The organism is Streptomyces sp. NPDC050704 (assembly GCF_040654355.1).
In the GTDB taxonomy this organism is placed as follows: Bacteria; Actinomycetota; Actinomycetes; order Streptomycetales; family Streptomycetaceae; genus Streptomyces.
Genome location: NZ_JBFAHW010000059.1, coordinates 1 through 16,962 on the forward strand (window position 1 = coordinate 1; position 16,962 = coordinate 16,962).

Here is a 16,962-nt window from a genome sequence, read left to right on the forward strand (position 1 = left end):
GTGCCAACTCCCTATCGGGGGTGGGGGGGGCGGGGGGGGTGCCCGGTGCGCACCGGGCACTCCCGCCGCGTCCCACGGTCACGCCGCCGTACAGGTCACGCTCGGGACGCCTCCGTTTCCGGGCGCGCCACCCAGACCGAAGCTCACCGAACCCCCGGTCGGCACACTCCCGTTGTGGGCGGCGTTCGCGGCCGTCACGCTCGCCCCGCTCTGCGTGTACGAGGCGTTCCACATGCTGGTGACCTGCTGGGCGCCGGGCCACGTCCAGGTGACCTTCCACGACTTGATCGGCGTCGTGCCCGAATTGGTCACCTTCACCTCGGCGTTGAAGCCGCCGCCCCAGTCGCTGCTGACGCCGTAGGCGGCGGTGCAGGCCGCCGTGCCCCCGCCCGGATCACCCGGGCCACCGGGATCCGTCCCGCCGCCCGGAAAGCCCGGCGCCTTGATACTCGCCAGGTATCCGTCCTTCACCGTGTCCACGGTCGTCCAGTCGTCCTTCAGGATGCCGCCCGTGTCACCGGAGTTGGGGTTCCACGACCAGAAGGTCCAGGAGATGCTGTCGGCGCCGTACGTGCTCGTGGGCCTGAGGTAGCTCACCAGCGCGGCCAGCCACTTCTGGTCGGTCGTCGACTGGAGGGTCGTACCGAACTCGCCGACCCACACCGGCGCGATGTTCTGCTTGAAGATGTAGCCCCAGTACTTGTCCCAGATGTCGGGCATGTTGGCGGGGAAGGACGGGTCGTCGAACCAGCTCTGGTGGGCCACGCTCGTCGCGTAGTCGTGGGCCGAGTAGACGACCCGGTTCGGGACGTCCAGCTGGACGGGGTACTGGGCGACGCCCATCAGGTTGCCGCCCCACCAGCCCGACACCCCGTTGAACGTCTGCACTCCCTCCACGAAGATCAGCAGCTCGGGGTTGACGGACAGCACCGCGTTCCCGGCGCGCTGGGCGGCCAGCCGCCAGTCCCTCGCCGTGTCGCCGCAGCCCCAACAGGCCGGGTCGTGCGGCTCGTTGTGGAGGTCGATGCCGATCACGGCAGAGCTTCTCTTGTAACGGGCCGCCAGCGCCTTGAGGTTGGCGATCCACGTCGTCTCCGGGACCGCGGACGTGTACCAGAGCGCGGACTGGCCGCCCGCGTCCGGCCGGTGCCGGTCCAGTACGACCTTGAGGCCGCCCTGACCCGCGTACGCCACGATCCTGTCCATGATCTGGAGGGAGCCGAGGCCCTGCAGGTCGGCGTTCTTGCCGCCGGAGAAGTCGATGCTGTTGGGGACGGAGCCGCTCTTGAAGATGTCGTCGCTGTACGGCAGCCGGAGGGTGTTGTAGCCGAGCGACTTCATCTGGTCGATCATGCTCTTGTAGTCGCGTGCCCAGAGGCCGTGCGGGGCGTAGTTGGCGGTCTCGAAGCCGAACCAGTTGATGCCGGCGATCCGTACGGGCTGACCGGCGGCGTCCAGGATCCGGCGGCCGCTGGTGTGCCAGTAGCCGTCACCGGGAGCGGCCTGGGCGACGGCTGTCTTCGCTGCCGCGTCCACGGCGGCCGCGTCTGTCGCCTGGACACCGGCCAGCGGTAACACGAGCGCCGCGGCGGCAGCACACAGCGCTCTTCGCAAGCTGCGGAACATGTCGCTGCTTCCTCTCGGGAGGCGCGGGCCCGGAACGGATGGGAGCGCTCCCACCACACCGCGCACCCCCATGGAAGAGATAGGCCGTGGACACGTCAAGAAGTCGGGCGGCTTTCGGGACATTCGATGTCCCGAAAGCCGCCCGACCGCGACCGGTTCACTCGTGGCTCAGCCCTGGCTCAGTCGTGGCTCACCGCGACTCACCGTGTCTCACCTGCTGAGCTTCTGGAACCTCCGTACCGCCAGCGGAACGAAGATCAGCGTGAGGACCAGCGGCCACACGCCCGCCATCAGCAGGGCGTGCTGCTCCACCCACGAGTCGCCGCTGCCCACCGGCGTGCCGAACAGCTCGCGGGTGGCCGCGGCCGTCGACGAGATGGGGTTCCAGGCCGCGACCGCGCCCAGCCAGTCCGGCATCAGCTGCGGTGCGACGAAGATGCTGGAGATCATCGTCAGCGGGAAGGCGACCGCGAACAGGCCGCCCGCCGCCTCCGGGTTGGGCACGAGCAGGCCGAGCCACACCCCGAGCCAGATCAGCGCGAACCGCAGCCACAGCAGCAGTCCGAAGGCGGCCAGGAAGCCGAGGCCGCCGTCGGGCCGCCAGCCCATGGCGACCGCGGTGAGCATCAGGATCGTCAACTCCGCGCAGGCCACGATGAGATCGGTGACCCCGCGCCCGGCGACCACGGCCGACGGCGCCATCGGCATGGAGCGGAACCGGTCGATGACGCCCTTCTCGGAGTCGTACACGACGAGCGTCGCGGTGTTGATGAACCCGAAGGCCATCGTCATCACGAACATGCCCGGCATCAGGAAGTCCTTGTAGTCACCGCCGCCCGGCACCTTCATCGCGCTGCCGAAAACGTACCCGTACAACAGCACGGACAGGATCGGGAAACCCAACTGCCAGGCGATGTTGATCGGTTGGCGCTGGTAGTGGGTGAGCCCGCGCCGGACGATGTTCCAGCAGTCGGCGAGCACCCAGTACGTACGACTGTGAACGCGAACGCTCGATTCGGCCGGCCCGCTCACCTCCAACGTGCTCATGCCGCGACCCCCTTCGTCTCCTTGGCGTCCTGCGCTTCCTTCGCTTCCGTTGCCCCCGCCGCTTCCGTTGCTTCCGTGCGGTGTCCGGTCAGCCGCAGGAACACGTCGTCGAGGCTGGGCCTGCGCAGCCCGATGTCCTCCACCCGGACGCCCTCGTCCTGAAGTGTGCGCGCCACCTCGGTGAGGGCCGCCACCCGCTCGGTGACCGGTGCGTGCACCCTCAACTCGGTCTCGTCCGACTCGGGTTCGCCGTCCGTGACCCGGGCGACGACCTTCACCGCCCGGGCGAGGTCGGACCGCTCGGCGACGACGACCTCGATCCGGTCGCCGCCCACCGTGTCCTTCAGCCCGTCCGGGGTGTCGTCGGCGATGGCCCGCCCCTGGTCGATCACGGTGATGTGGGAGGCGAGCTTGTCGGCCTCCTCCAGATACTGCGTGGTCAGCAGCACGGTCGTACCGCCGGTCACCAACGCCCGTACGGACTCCCAGACTTCGCCCCGTCCGCGCGGATCGAGCCCGGTCGTCGGCTCGTCCAGGAACAGCACGCTCGGGGTGAGGATCATCGACGCGGCGAGGTCGAGGCGCCGCCGCATACCGCCGCTGTACTTCCCGACTCCCTTGTCGGCGGCGTCGGCCAGGTCGAACTGCTCCAGCAACTCCACCGCCCGCAGCCGCGCCCGGCGCCCGCCCAGGTGGAAGAGCCGCCCGAACATCTCCAGGTTCTGCCGACCGGTGAGCACCTCGTCCACGGCGGCGTACTGACCGGTGAGCCCGATCCGCGCCCGCACCTCCCGCGGCTGCCGTGCCACGTCCAGGCCCGCCACCCGCGCGTGTCCCCCGTCCAGCTTCAGGAGCGTGGCCAGGATGCGCACGGCGGTGGTCTTGCCCGCGCCGTTCGGCCCGAGCAGGCCGTGCACCGTGCCCTCCCGCACCGCCAGGTCGAAACCGTCGAGAGCGCGCTTCTCCCCGTATCTCTTCTCAAGCCCCTCGGCCCGGACCGCGTAACCACCACTCACAGCAGTACTCCTCCACCCCTGAAATCCACCCGGAAGTCCACCCCGAACCCGGGAACCCAGAAAACTGGGTACGCCGTACTCTTTTGAGAGTACACCGTACCCAGTTCTGGCCCAAGGGATTATTCTGAGCCCCATGACAAGCGGCACGACTGGCGGCACGGGTGGCACGGACACCAGCGGGAGCGGCGACATCGTCCGCACCCTCCACCTGCTGTGGGACACGGGGCCGCGCCCCAGCCGCGGCCCCAAACCGGGGCTGACGCTGGACCGGATCGTGGAAGCGGCCGTCCAGGTCGCGGACAGGGACGGCCTGGAGGCGGTGTCGATGCGCCGGATCGCCGCGGAGCTGGGCACCGGCACGATGTCGCTGTACCGGCACGTTCCCGGCAAGGGCGAACTGCTCGACCTGATGCTGGACCGCGTCCAGCGGCCGGGTGACGACATGAGCGTCTTCGGCGAGAACTGGCGCTCGGCCCTTGAGGCCTTCGCCCGCGCGACCCTCGCCCTCTACCAGCGCCACCCCTGGCTGCTCCGGGTCAACAACTCCCGCCCGGTGCTCGGCCCGAGCTCCATGGACGGCATGGAGAAGGTGATCTCCCGTATCAGGCCCATGAGCCTGCGCGACCCCGAACTGGTCTCGGTGGTCATCATGATCGACTCGTACGTCACGGGGGCCGCCCGCACCCAGCTGTACGCCCAGGAGGCGGAACGCCGGACCGGCCTGACGGACACGGAGTTCTGGGCGGCCCAGTCCCCGATCCTGGAGAAGGTCATGACCAGCGGCCGCTACCCCGTGATGGCCTCGCTCTCCGAGGACGCCTTCGGCTCCGACTTCGACCACTTCGAGTTCGGGCTGCAGCGGATCCTGGACGGGCTGGAGGTGCTCGTCGAGCGCGACCGTCGCGACCACGGCGGCCGCGGCGACGGTGGCGACGGTGGCGGCCATCGCGGCGGAGAGTGACAAACCGGGCGTTCGGTGCCTCTATGGAGGCATGAGTACTCCGACTCCGAGCCCCGAGCTCACCCGCTTCGTCAAACAGTGGGCCGTCCTGCTCACCAGCCACAAGAAGGACGGCAGCGGCGTCGGCACCCCCGTCAACATCGCTGTCGAGGGCGACCACGCGTACTTCCGCACCCCGGGCAAGGCATGGAAGACCAAGCGGCTGCGCAACAACCCCGAGGTGGAGATCGCGCCCTCCACCATGCGCGGCGCACCCACCGGACCCGAGATCCACGCACGGGCCCGGCTGCTCGACCACGACAGCGAGGAGGACCGGCACGCGGCGAAGCTCCTGCGCCGCAAGTACCCGCTCACCCATGGCGTGTTCGTGCCGCTCGCCCACAAGGTGATGGGCGCACAGACGCTGCACTACGAGGTACGCGTACGGGACGAGTAGGCGGGGGCGGGCCGGACGACGGGGACCTCTGGTGGCGTCCGGACGGGGACTTCCCAGGGCGAAGTCCGGAGCGCTCAGCCGCGCCGCAGGAGCCGCTTGAGCCCGAAGACGACAGCGAGGGCGACGGCGAGGGCGATCGCGCCCATCTTGAAGTCGGCGTTCGGCCCGTCGCCTCCGTCACCACCGTCGTCACCCGCGGCCGAACCGCCGCCCTCCGAGGGCGACTTGCCGCCGCCCCCAGGCACGTTGCCCGCCTCCACGGAACTCTCGCCCCCCTCGCTCCCGTACAGCAGCGTGGATCCGTCCGGGGTGTACGTCACCGACTCCCCCTGCCCCTGGAGCGGCACGCTCAGCCGGCCCTGCTTCTTCAGTTTCCCGCCGTTCCACTCGTACGCGATGCCGCCGAAGTAGCCGCGTACGGCGAGCTGTTTGCCGTCGGGCGAGAAGGCGCCGTCGGTGACCCAGAGGTCGATGTCGTCGATGCGCTTGAAGGTGTTGGTACCGGAGGTGGAGAGCTGGGCGGGCCCCTCGTACAGTCCGCCCCCGTCCTCGTTCTTCGAGGCGATGTAGACCCGGCCGGTCTTCGGATGCACCATCAGCGCCTCCGCGTCCCGGGCCCCGTCCGCGTACTTCACGTCGTACTGCGTGGCGCGGATCGTCTGGTCCTTCAGCTGCTTGGGTTCGGGAAGTTCGTAGATCCACACGTGGTCCCACGTACCGCCGAGGTTGTCGCCGATGTCGCCGACGTACAGGTTCCCGTCGGGACCGATGGAGATGGCCTCCACGTCCCGGGGGGCGCCCACGCCACTCATGGTGACCGTGGCGACGGTCTCGCCGGTCCTGCTGTCGACGGCGTAGAGGAACGCCCCGTCGTCGCTGTCGTTGTGGGTCCAGTAGACGCCCGGGTGGGCGCGGGAGGCGACGAGTCCGCTGGACTCGGTGATCCGGGGGTCCTTGATCGTGAACCCGTCCGCTCCCTCCGACCCGTCGGCATCGGCGGCAACGGCGGGCGCGGCGAGCACCCCGGCGAGGAGGGCCCCGAAAAGGAACGCAAGCGAGCGACGCATGCCCCAAGACTGCCATCCCCGCCGCCGTTTCAGAGGGCGTGGTCAGCCTCACACCCGGCCGCCACCGGTGATCGTCCATGATGAGCGGATGCTCAGGTTCATGCCCGTCGGCGATTCCATGACCATCGGAAGCGCCGGCGAACACACTTGGCGTTACCGGATGTGGCAGCACCTGCGCGCTACGTACGGCGGACCGTTCGGGATCGTCGGTCCCCGCGAGACGATCTACGACAAGGCCACGGACGCTCCCGGCTCGTACGAGTACGCCGACCCCGACTTCCCCCGCGCCCACCTGGCCGGCTGGGGCGAAGGCTGGATCCACCTGGCCCCGCTGATCGGCGAGGCGGTGCGCTCGTCCGGCGCCGACGTGCTCCTCGTCTCCCTGGGCCTGATCGACCTGGGCTTCTACACGGACGCGGAACAGACAGCTGCGAACGCCCGCACCTTCATCACACAGGCCCGCGCGGCGAACCCCCGCGTGGCGATGGTCCTCCTGCCGGTGATCCCGAACACCCGGGCGGACACGGACGCGCCCTTCGCCGCGGAGGTCACCCGCTTCAACGAACTCCTCGCGAAAGCGGTCGCGGACCTGGACGAGCCCGGGTCCCCGCTTCTCCTGGCCTCTGTCCCCGAGTCCTACGTCATCGGCTCGGACACGTACGACGGCACGCATCCGAACGCCTCGGGCGAGCGCAAACTGGCGGCGGCGTTCGCAGGGGCGATGTACCAGGCGTGGGGCCTGGGCGAGCCGTACGGGGCCGAAACCGCCTGACCGAATCACGGCGTGCCCTGGTCACCGTGCGTATCGTTGTACTGCGCGGCTGCACTCGTCCCAGGGGCAGCCGAGGAGCGCCACGATGACCGTCCTGGAAGACAGGATCGAGATGGCCGACACGAACGCCGATCGCCTGGACCAGTGGTTTGCGCGACTTGAGCGGATGCCCGTCCCCGAGGGAATCAAGGTCGAGATCGTCGGGGGCAACGTCTTCATGACGCCGCAGCGAAGCGTCCATTGGCACATCATCCGGAGGATCGTCAGGGCGTTGGAGGACAGGTTCGGCATGGACGTCGAGGCATTGTCCGACGTGCGGATCGACTTCCCCGGTCACGAGAACGGCTTCTGCCCGGACGTGGTCAAGATGCGCGACGGCGCTACCGATGGCACGGAAGGCCGCCGGCGCCACGAGGATGTCGAATTCGTCGCCGAGGTCATCTCGAAGGGGACGGCCCTGAACGACTACGGCCCCAAGAAAGCCGCCTACGCCCTCGCCGAGGTCCCCGTCTACCTCATCGCCGACCCGTACCAGGGCAAGTGCCACCTCTACACCCAGCCCAAGGACGGGGAGTACATCAGCGAACTCTCCGTCGCCTTCGGCGCGGACATCGACACGACGAACACGCTCCTCGGCCTCACGCTCAGGACGGACGAGTTCCCCCGCGACTGACACCCCGGCAGCCTCGGCCTCACGGTTCGGCGCCGGCGGCCTACCCGCGCGCGGAACGGTGTTGCCTAGAGCGCACTCCACGTCGTTGGCTAGGACCTCATGAAGTACACGCAGCTCGGACGCACAGGTCTCAAGGTCAGCCGGATCGTTCTCGGGACCATGAACTTCGGTCCCCAGACCGACGAGTCGGACAGCCACGCCATCATGGACGCGGCGCTGGACGCGGGAATCAACTACTTCGACACCGCCAACGTGTACGGCTGGGGCGAGAACAAGGGCCGTACCGAATCGATCATCGGGAACTGGTTCGCCAAGGGCGGCGAGCGCCGCGACAAGGTGGTCCTGGCCACCAAGGTCTACGGCAACATGGCCGCCGACGGCACCAGCCCCTGGCCCAACCACGACAAGCTCTCCGCACTCAACATCCGCCGCGCGGTGGATGCGAGCCTGAAGCGTCTTCAGACCGACTACATCGACATCTACCAGTTCCACCACATCGACCGGTCGACTCCCTTCGAGGAGATCTGGCAGGCCGTCGACGTGCTGGTGCAGCAGGGGAAGATCCTGTACGCCGGATCCTCCAACTTCCCCGGCTACAAGATCGCCCAGGCCAACGAGACCGCAGCCCGCCGCGGCGGCACGATCGGCCTCGTCAGCGAGCAGTGCCTCTACAACCTCGCCGAGCGCCGCGCCGAGATGGAGGTCATCCCGGCCGCGCAGGAGTACGGCCTCGGCGTCATCCCCTGGTCGCCGCTGCACGGCGGACTGCTGGGCGGCGTCATCAAGAAGGAGGTCCAGGGCGGCCGACGCGCCTCCGGCCGCTCCGCCGACGCCCTCGCCAACACCGCGACCCGCGCGCAGATCCAGTCCTACGAGGACCTGCTCGACAAACACGGTCTGGAGCCCGGCGAGGCCGCCCTGGCCTGGCTGCTCACCCGCCCCGGCGTCACAGGCCCGATCGTCGGCCCCCGCACCGCCGAACAACTCGACTCCGCCCTACGAGCCGCCGAACTGGAGCTGTCGGACGAGCTCCTGACCGCCCTGGACGAAATCTTCCCGGGCCCGGGCCCCTCCCCAGAGGCCTTCGCCTGGTAGGAGGCGCAGCCCCTACCAGGGGCGCGGGGAACTGCGCGACCAGCCACAACGGGCCCGCAGCCGACAGCCCACGCGCAGTATCCCGGCTCTCCCGGGGGGAACGACCGGTTACCTTCCGACCGCCGCCGCCACGGCAACCACCACGAACATCAGCACAAGTACACCGGCCATGATCCGGTTACGGGTTTTCGGGTCCACACGGTCGAGCGTAACCGGACGCCCTCAGCCACCTCCGCCGAGGGCCCACCGGGTGAGCGCCTCGTAGTGAGGCTGCTCACCCGGTACGCCCGACCTCGGCAGCCGGCTGCGCATCAGGCACAGCTCGCCGACGGTCCAGGTCGGGCCTGCGAAGTCGGCCAGCACGGAGACGTACGGCGCGAGGTCCGCCCCCTCCCGGGCGCGGGCCAGCGTGAGATGCGCCCGGTACCGGTGCCGCTGCTGGTCCCCCGCCACGCCCACCTTCCGGCCCGCCGCCTCCGCCCGCTCCGCGAGCAGCCGCATCGTCCGTACGTCCCCCGCGGCGCCCACCCACAGCGTCCGCTCCCCGAACCGGCCCCCGCCGCGCAGCGACAGCGGGAACGGGTCGGTCCGTCGCGCCGAACGCTCCAGCCGCGCCGACAGCTCCGGTACGAGTTCGTCGGCGACCTCTCCGTAGAACGCGAGCGTGAAGTGCCACCCGGGGCGACCCGTCCAGCGCAGCCCGTCCGCACCGGGCAGTTTCCTCAGCCCGGCCACCACCGAGGCGAGGTCACCGGACACGTCCTCGGGCGGCAGTACGGCGGCGAAGAGTCTCATGGAGCCAGTCTCCCCGCCGGGCGCCTTCACACCCGAGCGTGTCCTGGTCACCATGCGTATCGTTGTACTGCGCGGCTGCGCTCGAACGAGTCGCAGCCGGGGAGGAGCGCCACGATGACCGTCCTTGAAGACAGGATCGAGATGGCCGAAGACAGCGGCGAACTCACGCTCGACGCGATGTTCGAGTGGCTGGAGAAGATGCCCGTCCCCGAGGGAACCAAGGTTGAGATCGTCGGGGGGAACATCTTCATGTCGCCGCAGCGCCACACGCACTGGCGGATCATCTTCAACATCCTCAAGCAGCTGCTCGCCAGGTACCCGGAGGAGCACCTGCTGTCCGACGTCCGCATCGACTTCCCCGGCCACCTCAACGGATTCGCGGCCGATGTGGTAGCCCTCATGGAGGGCTACGAACTGGACGACAAGAGCCGCCTGCGCTACCAGGACGTCGAGTTCGTCGCCGAAGTAATCTCCAAGGACACCGCCCGCAACGACTACGAGCCGAAGAAGGCCGCGTACGCCGCCGCCGAGGTGCCGGTGTACCTGATCGTGGACCCGTACACCGGCCGCTGGCACCTGCACACGCAGCCGAAGGACGGCGAGTACCGGGGCGAGGTCAGCTTCGACTTCGGCGACGAGGTCGACCTGACCGGAACGCCCGTCGACCTCGTCCTCAAGACCGACGAGTTCCCCCGCGACTGAGCCCGGTCGAACCCGGGCGCCCTACGCCACCGTCGCCAACTCCCGTTCGCGCGCCCGCCCCTCCCGCGGGACGAACCGGACCTTCGGGTGGCCGTGGTGCCAGCCCACCGACAGGCGCAGGCCGCCGACGCGGGCCAGAACCAGGCCGACGGTGATCGCGGCCAGGGCCGAGATGACACCGCCGACGGCGAAGCCCACCCGGGGGCCGTACGCGTCCGTGATCCAGCCGACGACGGGTGCCCCCAGCGGCGTACCGCCCATGAAGACCATCATGAACAGGGCCATGACGCGGCCGCGCATGGCGGGGTCGGTGGCCATCTGGACCGAGGTGTTCGCCGTGACGTTGACGGTCAGGCCGAAGATCCCGATCGGGACCATGAGCAGGGCGAACAGCCAGAAGGACGGGGCCAGGGCGGCCACTATCTCTATGACGCCGAACGCCACGGCCGCCGCGATCAGCACGCGCAGCCGGGCCGTGCCGCGCCGGGCGGCGAGCAGTGCGCCCGCGAGGGAGCCGACAGCCATCAGTGTGTTGAAGAGGCTGTACGCGCCCGCGCCCGCGTGGAAGACGTCGTCCGCGTAGGCCGACAGCCAGACCGGGAAGTTGAAGCCGAAGGTGCCGATGAAGCCGACGAGGACGATCGGCCAGATCAGCTCGGGGCGGCCGGCGACATAGCGCAGGCCCTCCCGGAGCTGGCCCTTGCCGCGCGGGGTGCGCTCGACCTCGTGCAGTTCGCGGGAGCGCATCAGGAGCAGGCCGGTGATGGGCGCGATGAACGACAGGCCGTTGAGCAGGAACGCCCAGCCCGTGCCGACGCTCGTGATGAGCAGGCCGGCGACCGCGGGGCCGACCAGGCGCGCGGACTGGAAGTTGGCGGAGTTGAGGCTGACCGCGTTCTGCAGCTGGCCGGGGCCGACCATCTCGGAGACGAAGGACTGGCGGGCCGGGTTGTCGACGACCGTGGCGAGGCCGACGGCGAAGGCGGCGACGTAGACGTGCCAGACCTGGACGTGTCCTGAGATGGTGAGGAAGGCGAGCGCGAGGCCGGTGACGCCCATGGCCGTCTGGGTGGCCAGCAGGGTCGGGCGCTTCGGGAGGCGGTCCACGAGGACTCCGCCGTAGAGGCCGAAGAGCAGCATCGGCAGGAACTGCAGGGCCGTGGTGATGCCGACGGCGGTCGAGGAGCCGGTGATGCTGAGGACCAGCCAGTCCTGGGCGATGCGCTGCATCCAGGTGCCGGTGTTGGAGACGACCTGGCCGGTGAAGAACAGGCGGTAGTTGCGGATCTTCAGCGAGCTGAACATCGACGAGCGGGTCTTGCGGACGGACGGGGAGTCAGGAGCGGAGGGGGATTCGGGCGCGGTCGGGGAGTCGGGAGCGGTCGGGGAATTGTGGGCGGCTGGTCCGGGGGCGGAGTCTGCTCCGGGTCCCGTACTCAACGGCGTCGCCTCCTTGCGAGTTGGGTGAGTTCGGCCTACATGTGCGCGAGCTTCTCCAGGACGGGAGCGGCCTCGCGGAGCTTCGCCCACTCGTCCTCGTCGAGGCCGTCGACCAGTCCGGCCAGCCACGCGTTCCGCTTGCGGCGGCTCTCGACGAGCATGGCCTCGGCCCGCTCGGTCTGCGTGACGACCTTCTGGCGCCGGTCCTCGGGATGCGGCTCCAGCTTGACCAGGCCCTTGGCTTCGAGGAGCGCCACGATGCGGGTCATCGAGGGCGGCTGCACATGCTCCTTGCGGGCGAGTTCGCCCGGCGTGGCCGTGCCACAGCGGGCGAGGGTGCCGAGTACCGACATCTCGGTCGGGCTCAGCGACTCGTCGACCCGCTGGTGCTTGAGTCGACGCGACAGGCGCATGACGGCGGATCGCAGGGAGTTCACGGCGGCAGCGTCGTCGCCATGGGTTAGGTCAGGCATGTTCCTTAGAATAACTCATTACCCTAACTAAAGACCACCGGAACACCAGCCGAATGCCCGTGACCCGGACCACTGAACCCTCTACCTCGCCGCCATCACCCATATGAGTGAGTCGAACGCGGAAAGCGACCCGGCGGCCCGTACGGGCCAGCGACCCTCGTAGACATGGGGACCAGCGTGCTCAGCCTGCGGATAGACGGGGAGCTGCTCGAGCGGCTCCGGCACCATGCGGCGAGAAGGGGAATGAGCGTCCAGGACTATGTCGTCCGGACGCTCGTTCGCGATGACTTCGACGAGCGGTTCCAGACCGCGGTCGAGGAGACCGAAAAGTTCTACGGGGTCACGTGAACCAGCACGTGAGCAGGTGAGCCCGCGGCCGGTCGGGGCTCAGGTCAGCCCCAGCGCCGGCATCAGGTAGTAGAAGCCGAACACCACCGACACCACGTACATCGCCACCGGCACGTCACGCCCGCGCCCGGCCGCCAGCCGCAGCACGACGAACGTGATGAAGCCCATCCCGATGCCGTTGGTGATCGAGTACGTGAACGGCATCATCAGCATCGTCACGAACGCGGGGATGGCGATGGTGTGGTCGCTCCAGTCGATCTGGCCGATCGAGCCGGAGAGGATCAGGAAGCCGACCGCGAGCAGGGCGGGGGTGGCGGCCTGGGACGGGACCATCGTGGCGACGGGGGTCAGGAAGAGCGCGACGGCGAAGAGTCCGCCGGTGACGACGTTCGCGAAGCCGGTCCTCGCCCCCTCGCCGACGCCCGCCGTGGATTCGACGAAGCAGGTGGTCGCGGACGAGGAGGTGGCGCCGCCCGCGGCGACCGCGATGCCGTCGACGAAGAGGACCTTGCTGATGCCCGGCATGTTGCCGTCCTTGTCGGTCAGCTCCGCCTCGTCGCCGATGCCCATGATCGTGCCCATCGCGTCGAAGAAGCACGACAGCAGGACCGTGAAGACGAACAGGACGCCGGTCAGTACGCCGACCTTGCCGAAGCCGCCGAAGAGACTGACGTCGCCGACGAGCCCGAAGTCGGGGCTTGAGACCGGGTTGCCCGGCCACTTCGGGGTGGTCAGGCCCCAGGAGGGCACCTCGGCGACGGCGTTGATGACGACCGCGAGGACCGTCATGGCGACGATCGAGATGAGGATCGCGCCCGGCACCTTGCGGGTGATCAGCGCGAGTGTGAGGAGCGTGCCGAGGACGAAGACCAGGACGGGCCAGCCGGTGAGGTGCCCGGTCCCGCCGAGTTGCAGCGGCACGGTCGTCCCGGCGACGTCCGGGATGCGCGTGACGAAGCCCGAGTCGACGAGGCCGATCAGCATGATGAACAGGCCGATGCCGATCGCGATGCCCTTGCGCAGGCCGAGCGGCACGGCGTTCATGACACGCTCGCGCAGACCGGTGGCGACCAGCAGCATGACCACGAAACCGGCGAGCACGACCATGCCCATCGCGTCCGGCCAGGACATCCGGGGCGCCAGCTGGAGCGCGACGACCGTGTTCACACCGAGGCCGGCCGCGAGCGCGATCGGTACGTTGCCGATGACGCCCATCAGAAGCGTGGTGAAGGCCGCGGTCAGCGCGGTCGCGGTGACCAGCCGGCCGTTGTCCAGCTGGTGCCCGTACATGTCCTTCGCGCTGCCCAGGATGATCGGGTTCAGCACGATGATGTAGGCCATCGCGAAGAAGGTGGCGAAGCCGCCGCGGATCTCGCGCGACAGGGTGCTGCCGCGTTCGGAGATCCTGAAGTGGCGGTCGAGGACGCCGTGGGCGGGCCGGGGGCCCGGCTGCTCGGGCGCGGAGGCCTTGGTGGGGGCCGAGGTGGGCATGCGGGGACCTCATCACCAGCGGACATCCCCGATATCCCTTTGGCGTTTCATACGAGCGGAAGTGGCCAGAAACAAATCGGTTCAGTATGAATATATATCCGAGAGAGCGCCATCTCCGCGCGTAGACCTGATCGCCTCGTAAGCTGTCCCCATGGCGAAGTGGACTCCTGAGCACGAGGCACCGGAACCCCTGGAGGGTCCCGTGGTGGCCACCGTCACGGGTGGCACGATCCTCTGGTTCGTCCTCTTCCTGGCGCAGCTGCCGTTCTACGGCTGGTTCGACGACCACGGGTACCTGTGGTGGCTGTGGACGTGCCTGGCCGGAGCGGGTCTCGGCCTGTACGGCATCTGGTTCGTACGGAAGCGGGAAGCGGCGATCAAACGGGACGCGGAGAACGCGGAGAACCCGGAGAAGACAGAGAAGGCCGAGCAGACAGAGAACGCGGAGAAGACCTCCGGCGACCTGTCCGAACCGGTCACGGACTAGCACTTCCGGCCAGTCCCGTACAACCACGGCATCACCCCGACTCCTCCCCTGGTCGGATCTTTACGGCACTCGGCGGGTGAAGCCGGATATCGCCCCGTACCGTCGGAGGCATGACGCACATCGACGCGGGCGCGGAACTCGACCCTGTGCATCCCGTACCCATACCGGCCGCCTCCGTGCCGCGGGCGGCGGGCCTCAGTACGGCCGAGGTCGCCGAGCGGGTGGCGCGGGGCGAGGTCAACGACGTACCCGTACGCAGCAGTCGGTCGACGGCCGACATCGTCCGCGCGAACGTCTTCACCCGGTTCAACGCGATCATCGGCGTGCTGTGGCTGATCATGATGTTCGTCGCGCCGTTCCAGGACAGCCTGTTCGGCTATGTGATCCTCGCGAACACCGGCATCGGCATCATCCAGGAGTGGCGCGCCAAGAAGACTCTGGACTCGCTGGCGGTGATCGGCGAGGCCCGGCCGACGGTACGGCGGGACGGGGCGGCCGTCGAGGTCAGCACCTCCCAGATCGTGCTCGGGGACCTGATCGAGATCGGGCCTGGCGACAAGATCGTCGTCGACGGGGTGTGCGCGGAGACCGACAGCCTGGAGATCGACGAGTCGCTGCTCACCGGTGAGGCCGACCCGGTCGTCAAGCAGCCCGGCGACCAGGTCATGTCGGGCAGTTTCGTGGTGGCGGGCGGGGGCGCGTTCACCGCGACGAAGGTGGGGCGTGAGGCGTACGCGGCCCAGCTCGCCGAGGAGGCGAGCCGCTTCACCCTCGTCCACTCCGAGCTGCGTACCGGTATCTCCACGATCCTCAAGTACGTGACGTGGATGCTGATCCCGGCCGCGACCGGCCTGGTGATCACCCAACTCGTCGCCAAGGACAACGACTTCAAGGACTCGGTCGCGCGGGCCGTCGGCGGCATCGTGCCCATGGTCCCGGAAGGGCTCGTCCTCCTCACCTCCGTCGCCTTCGCGATCGGAGTCATCAGACTTGGCCGGAAACAGTGCCTGGTGCAGGAACTGCCGGCCATCGAGGGCCTCGCCCGCGTCGACACCGTCTGCCTCGACAAGACGGGCACGCTCACCGAGGGCGGCATGGACGTCACCGAGCTGCGCCCTCTCAACGGCAGCGACGAGACGTACGTACGAAAGGTCCTCGGCGCCCTCGGGAAGTCCGACCCGCGCCCGAACGCGTCGTTGCAGGCGATCATCGACGCCTACCCGGACGGCGAGGCCTGGCGCTCCACCGGGTCGCTGCCCTTCTCCTCCGCCCGCAAGTACAGCGGGGCGTCCCTCAGCAACGGCGACGGCGAGTCGAGTACGTGGCTGCTGGGCGCCCCTGACGTGCTGCTGGACGACGAGGACGCGGCGCTCGCCGAGACCGAGCACCTCAACCAGCAGGGCCTGCGGGTCCTGCTGCTGGCCCGGGCCGTCAAGGACCTGGACGACCCGCTGGTCGCGGAGGGCGCCCGGCCCACCGCGCTGGTCGTCCTGGAGCAGCGGCTGCGCCCGGACGCGGCGGACACGCTGAGGTACTTCGAGGAGCAGGACGTCCAGGCCAAGGTCATCTCCGGCGACAACGCCGTCTCGGTCGGCGCGGTCGCGGCCAAGCTCGGTCTGCCCGGCGCCTCGGCGACGGTCGACGCGCGCCGGCTGCCCGCCGGGCGCGAGGAGATGGCGCGGGCCCTGGACGAGGGCACGGTGTTCGGCCGGGTCACCCCGCAGCAGAAGCGCGACATGGTGGGCGCGCTCCAGTCGAACGGCCACACGGTGGCCATGACCGGCGACGGCGTGAACGACGTGCTGGCCCTGAAGGACGCCGACATCGGCGTCGCGATGGGCTCCGGCTCGGAGGCCACCCGGGCGGTCGCCCAGATCGTGCTGCTCAACAACAGCTTCGCGACGCTGCCTTCGGTCGTCGCCGAGGGGCGACGCGTCATCGGGAACATCACGCGGGTGGCGACGCTGTTCCTCGTCAAGACCGTGTACTCGGTGCTGTTGGCCGTGATGGTGGTGGTCTCGCAGGTCGAGTACCCGTTCCTGCCGCGGCACTTGACGCTGCTGTCGACCCTGACGATCGGTGTTCCGGCGTTCTTCCTGGCGCTGGCTCCCAACAAGGAACGGGCTCAGCCGCACTTCGTCCGCCGGGTCATGCGGTACTCGATCCCGGGCGGGGTCATCGCGGCGGTGGCCACCTTCACCACGTATCTGCTCGCCCGTCACCACTACACCGGGGAAGGGGCGTTGGACGCGGAGACGAGTGCCGCGACGCTGACGCTGTTCCTGATCGCGATGTGGGTGCTGGCGATCATCGCCCGGCCCTACACCTGGTGGCGGATCTGCCTGGTCGCGGCCATGGGTCTTGGGTTCCTGATCGTGCTTGTCGTGCCGTGGCTTCAGGAGTTCTTCGCGTTGAAGCTGGTGGGGACGACCATGCCGTGGACTGCCGTCGGCGTCGCGGCTGTGGGTGCGGCCGGTTTGGAGTTCGCGTGGAGGTGGGTGGATCGGAAGGTGCCTGCTTGAACGAACCGCGC

General features: G+C 69.0%; 17 protein-coding genes. 9 read left to right on the forward strand and 8 right to left on the reverse strand.

All coding sequences use genetic code 11. The annotated features are described in order from the left end of the window. Positions 1-78: 78 nt before the first annotated feature. The 3 genes from AB0I18_RS30200 to AB0I18_RS30210 all read right to left on the reverse strand — a co-directional run bounded on the left by AB0I18_RS30200 (position 79) and on the right by AB0I18_RS30210 (position 3,689). Positions 79-1,626, reverse strand: a complete 1,548-nt coding sequence (locus AB0I18_RS30200) for a cellulase family glycosylhydrolase (protein ID WP_363108786.1) — start codon at positions 1,624-1,626, stop codon at positions 79-81. Between the two features lie 210 nt (positions 1,627-1,836). Continuing rightward, positions 1,837-2,673 (reverse strand): ABC transporter permease, encoded by an 837-nt coding sequence (locus AB0I18_RS30205; protein ID WP_363108787.1) that lies wholly within the window; start codon positions 2,671-2,673, stop codon positions 1,837-1,839. Beyond that, positions 2,670-3,689 carry an ATP-binding cassette domain-containing protein gene (locus AB0I18_RS30210; RefSeq protein ID WP_363108788.1) on the reverse strand — a complete coding sequence of 340 codons (1,020 nt, stop codon included), beginning with the start codon at positions 3,687-3,689 and terminating at the stop codon, positions 2,670-2,672. The genes AB0I18_RS30205 and AB0I18_RS30210 overlap by 4 nt, the downstream gene beginning before the upstream one ends. Positions 3,690-3,822: 133 nt before the next feature. Here AB0I18_RS30210 and AB0I18_RS30215 point away from each other — a divergent pair, with 133 nt between their 5' ends. Continuing rightward, the gene (locus AB0I18_RS30215) at positions 3,823-4,650 is read left to right on the forward strand and encodes a TetR/AcrR family transcriptional regulator (RefSeq protein ID WP_363108789.1); all 828 of its coding nucleotides are present in this window, start codon (positions 3,823-3,825) and stop codon (positions 4,648-4,650) included. A 31-nt stretch (positions 4,651-4,681) separates the two neighbouring features. After that, the gene (locus tag AB0I18_RS30220) at positions 4,682-5,086 is read left to right on the forward strand and encodes a PPOX class F420-dependent oxidoreductase (RefSeq protein WP_363108790.1); all 405 of its coding nucleotides are present in this window, start codon (positions 4,682-4,684) and stop codon (positions 5,084-5,086) included. A gap of 74 nt (positions 5,087-5,160) precedes the next feature. Here AB0I18_RS30220 and AB0I18_RS30225 read toward each other — a convergent pair whose 3' ends face one another. Next, positions 5,161-6,153, reverse strand: a complete 993-nt coding sequence (locus tag AB0I18_RS30225; protein WP_363108791.1) for a WD40 repeat domain-containing protein — start codon at positions 6,151-6,153, stop codon at positions 5,161-5,163. 88 nt (positions 6,154-6,241) lie between these two features. On the opposite strand from AB0I18_RS30225, the gene AB0I18_RS30230 reads away from it, so the two are divergent. The 3 genes from AB0I18_RS30230 (at position 6,242) to AB0I18_RS30240 (ending at position 8,693) form a co-directional block, all read left to right on the forward strand. Then, positions 6,242-6,925, forward strand: coding sequence for an SGNH/GDSL hydrolase family protein (locus AB0I18_RS30230; protein ID WP_363108792.1), 684 nt, complete (start codon positions 6,242-6,244; stop codon positions 6,923-6,925). A gap of 85 nt (positions 6,926-7,010) precedes the next feature. Continuing rightward, positions 7,011-7,598: a Uma2 family endonuclease gene (locus AB0I18_RS30235; RefSeq protein WP_363108793.1), complete on the forward strand. Its 588-nt coding sequence runs from the start codon at positions 7,011-7,013 to the stop codon at positions 7,596-7,598. A gap of 99 nt (positions 7,599-7,697) precedes the next feature. Next, on the forward strand, positions 7,698-8,693 hold the full coding sequence (locus AB0I18_RS30240; RefSeq protein ID WP_363108794.1) for an aldo/keto reductase: 996 nt from the start codon (positions 7,698-7,700) through the stop codon (positions 8,691-8,693). Between the two features lie 222 nt (positions 8,694-8,915). Here AB0I18_RS30240 and thpR read toward each other — a convergent pair whose 3' ends face one another. Then, positions 8,916-9,488, reverse strand: coding sequence for an RNA 2',3'-cyclic phosphodiesterase (thpR, locus tag AB0I18_RS30245; RefSeq protein WP_363108795.1), 573 nt, complete (start codon positions 9,486-9,488; stop codon positions 8,916-8,918). A 114-nt stretch (positions 9,489-9,602) separates the two neighbouring features. Here thpR and AB0I18_RS30250 point away from each other — a divergent pair, with 114 nt between their 5' ends. Further along, a complete protein-coding gene (locus tag AB0I18_RS30250) occupies positions 9,603-10,190 on the forward strand; it encodes a Uma2 family endonuclease (protein ID WP_363108796.1) in 588 nt (195 codons plus the stop codon). Between the two features lie 21 nt (positions 10,191-10,211). Here the strand turns inward: AB0I18_RS30250 and AB0I18_RS30255 are convergent, their stop codons facing one another. Both AB0I18_RS30255 and AB0I18_RS30260 read right to left on the reverse strand, forming a co-directional pair. After that, positions 10,212-11,495: an MFS transporter gene (locus AB0I18_RS30255; protein ID WP_363108841.1), complete on the reverse strand. Its 1,284-nt coding sequence runs from the start codon at positions 11,493-11,495 to the stop codon at positions 10,212-10,214. A 170-nt stretch (positions 11,496-11,665) separates the two neighbouring features. Further along, positions 11,666-12,103 carry a MarR family transcriptional regulator gene (locus AB0I18_RS30260; RefSeq protein WP_363108797.1) on the reverse strand — a complete coding sequence of 146 codons (438 nt, stop codon included), beginning with the start codon at positions 12,101-12,103 and terminating at the stop codon, positions 11,666-11,668. 165 nt (positions 12,104-12,268) lie between these two features. Here AB0I18_RS30260 and AB0I18_RS30265 point away from each other — a divergent pair, with 165 nt between their 5' ends. Next, a complete protein-coding gene (locus AB0I18_RS30265; protein WP_030673043.1) occupies positions 12,269-12,451 on the forward strand; it encodes a ribbon-helix-helix protein, CopG family in 183 nt (60 codons plus the stop codon). Between the two features lie 39 nt (positions 12,452-12,490). On the opposite strand, the gene AB0I18_RS30270 is transcribed toward AB0I18_RS30265, so the two are convergent. Next, on the reverse strand, positions 12,491-13,942 hold the full coding sequence (locus tag AB0I18_RS30270) for an NCS2 family permease (RefSeq protein ID WP_363108798.1): 1,452 nt from the start codon (positions 13,940-13,942) through the stop codon (positions 12,491-12,493). Positions 13,943-14,093: 151 nt separating this feature from the next. Here AB0I18_RS30270 and AB0I18_RS30275 point away from each other — a divergent pair, with 151 nt between their 5' ends. Both AB0I18_RS30275 and AB0I18_RS30280 read left to right on the forward strand, forming a co-directional pair. Beyond that, positions 14,094-14,429: a DUF2530 domain-containing protein gene (locus tag AB0I18_RS30275; protein WP_363108799.1), complete on the forward strand. Its 336-nt coding sequence runs from the start codon at positions 14,094-14,096 to the stop codon at positions 14,427-14,429. Positions 14,430-14,539: 110 nt separating this feature from the next. Beyond that, positions 14,540-16,951, forward strand: coding sequence for an HAD-IC family P-type ATPase (locus AB0I18_RS30280; RefSeq protein WP_363108800.1), 2,412 nt, complete (start codon positions 14,540-14,542; stop codon positions 16,949-16,951). Positions 16,952-16,962 lie beyond the last annotated feature (11 nt).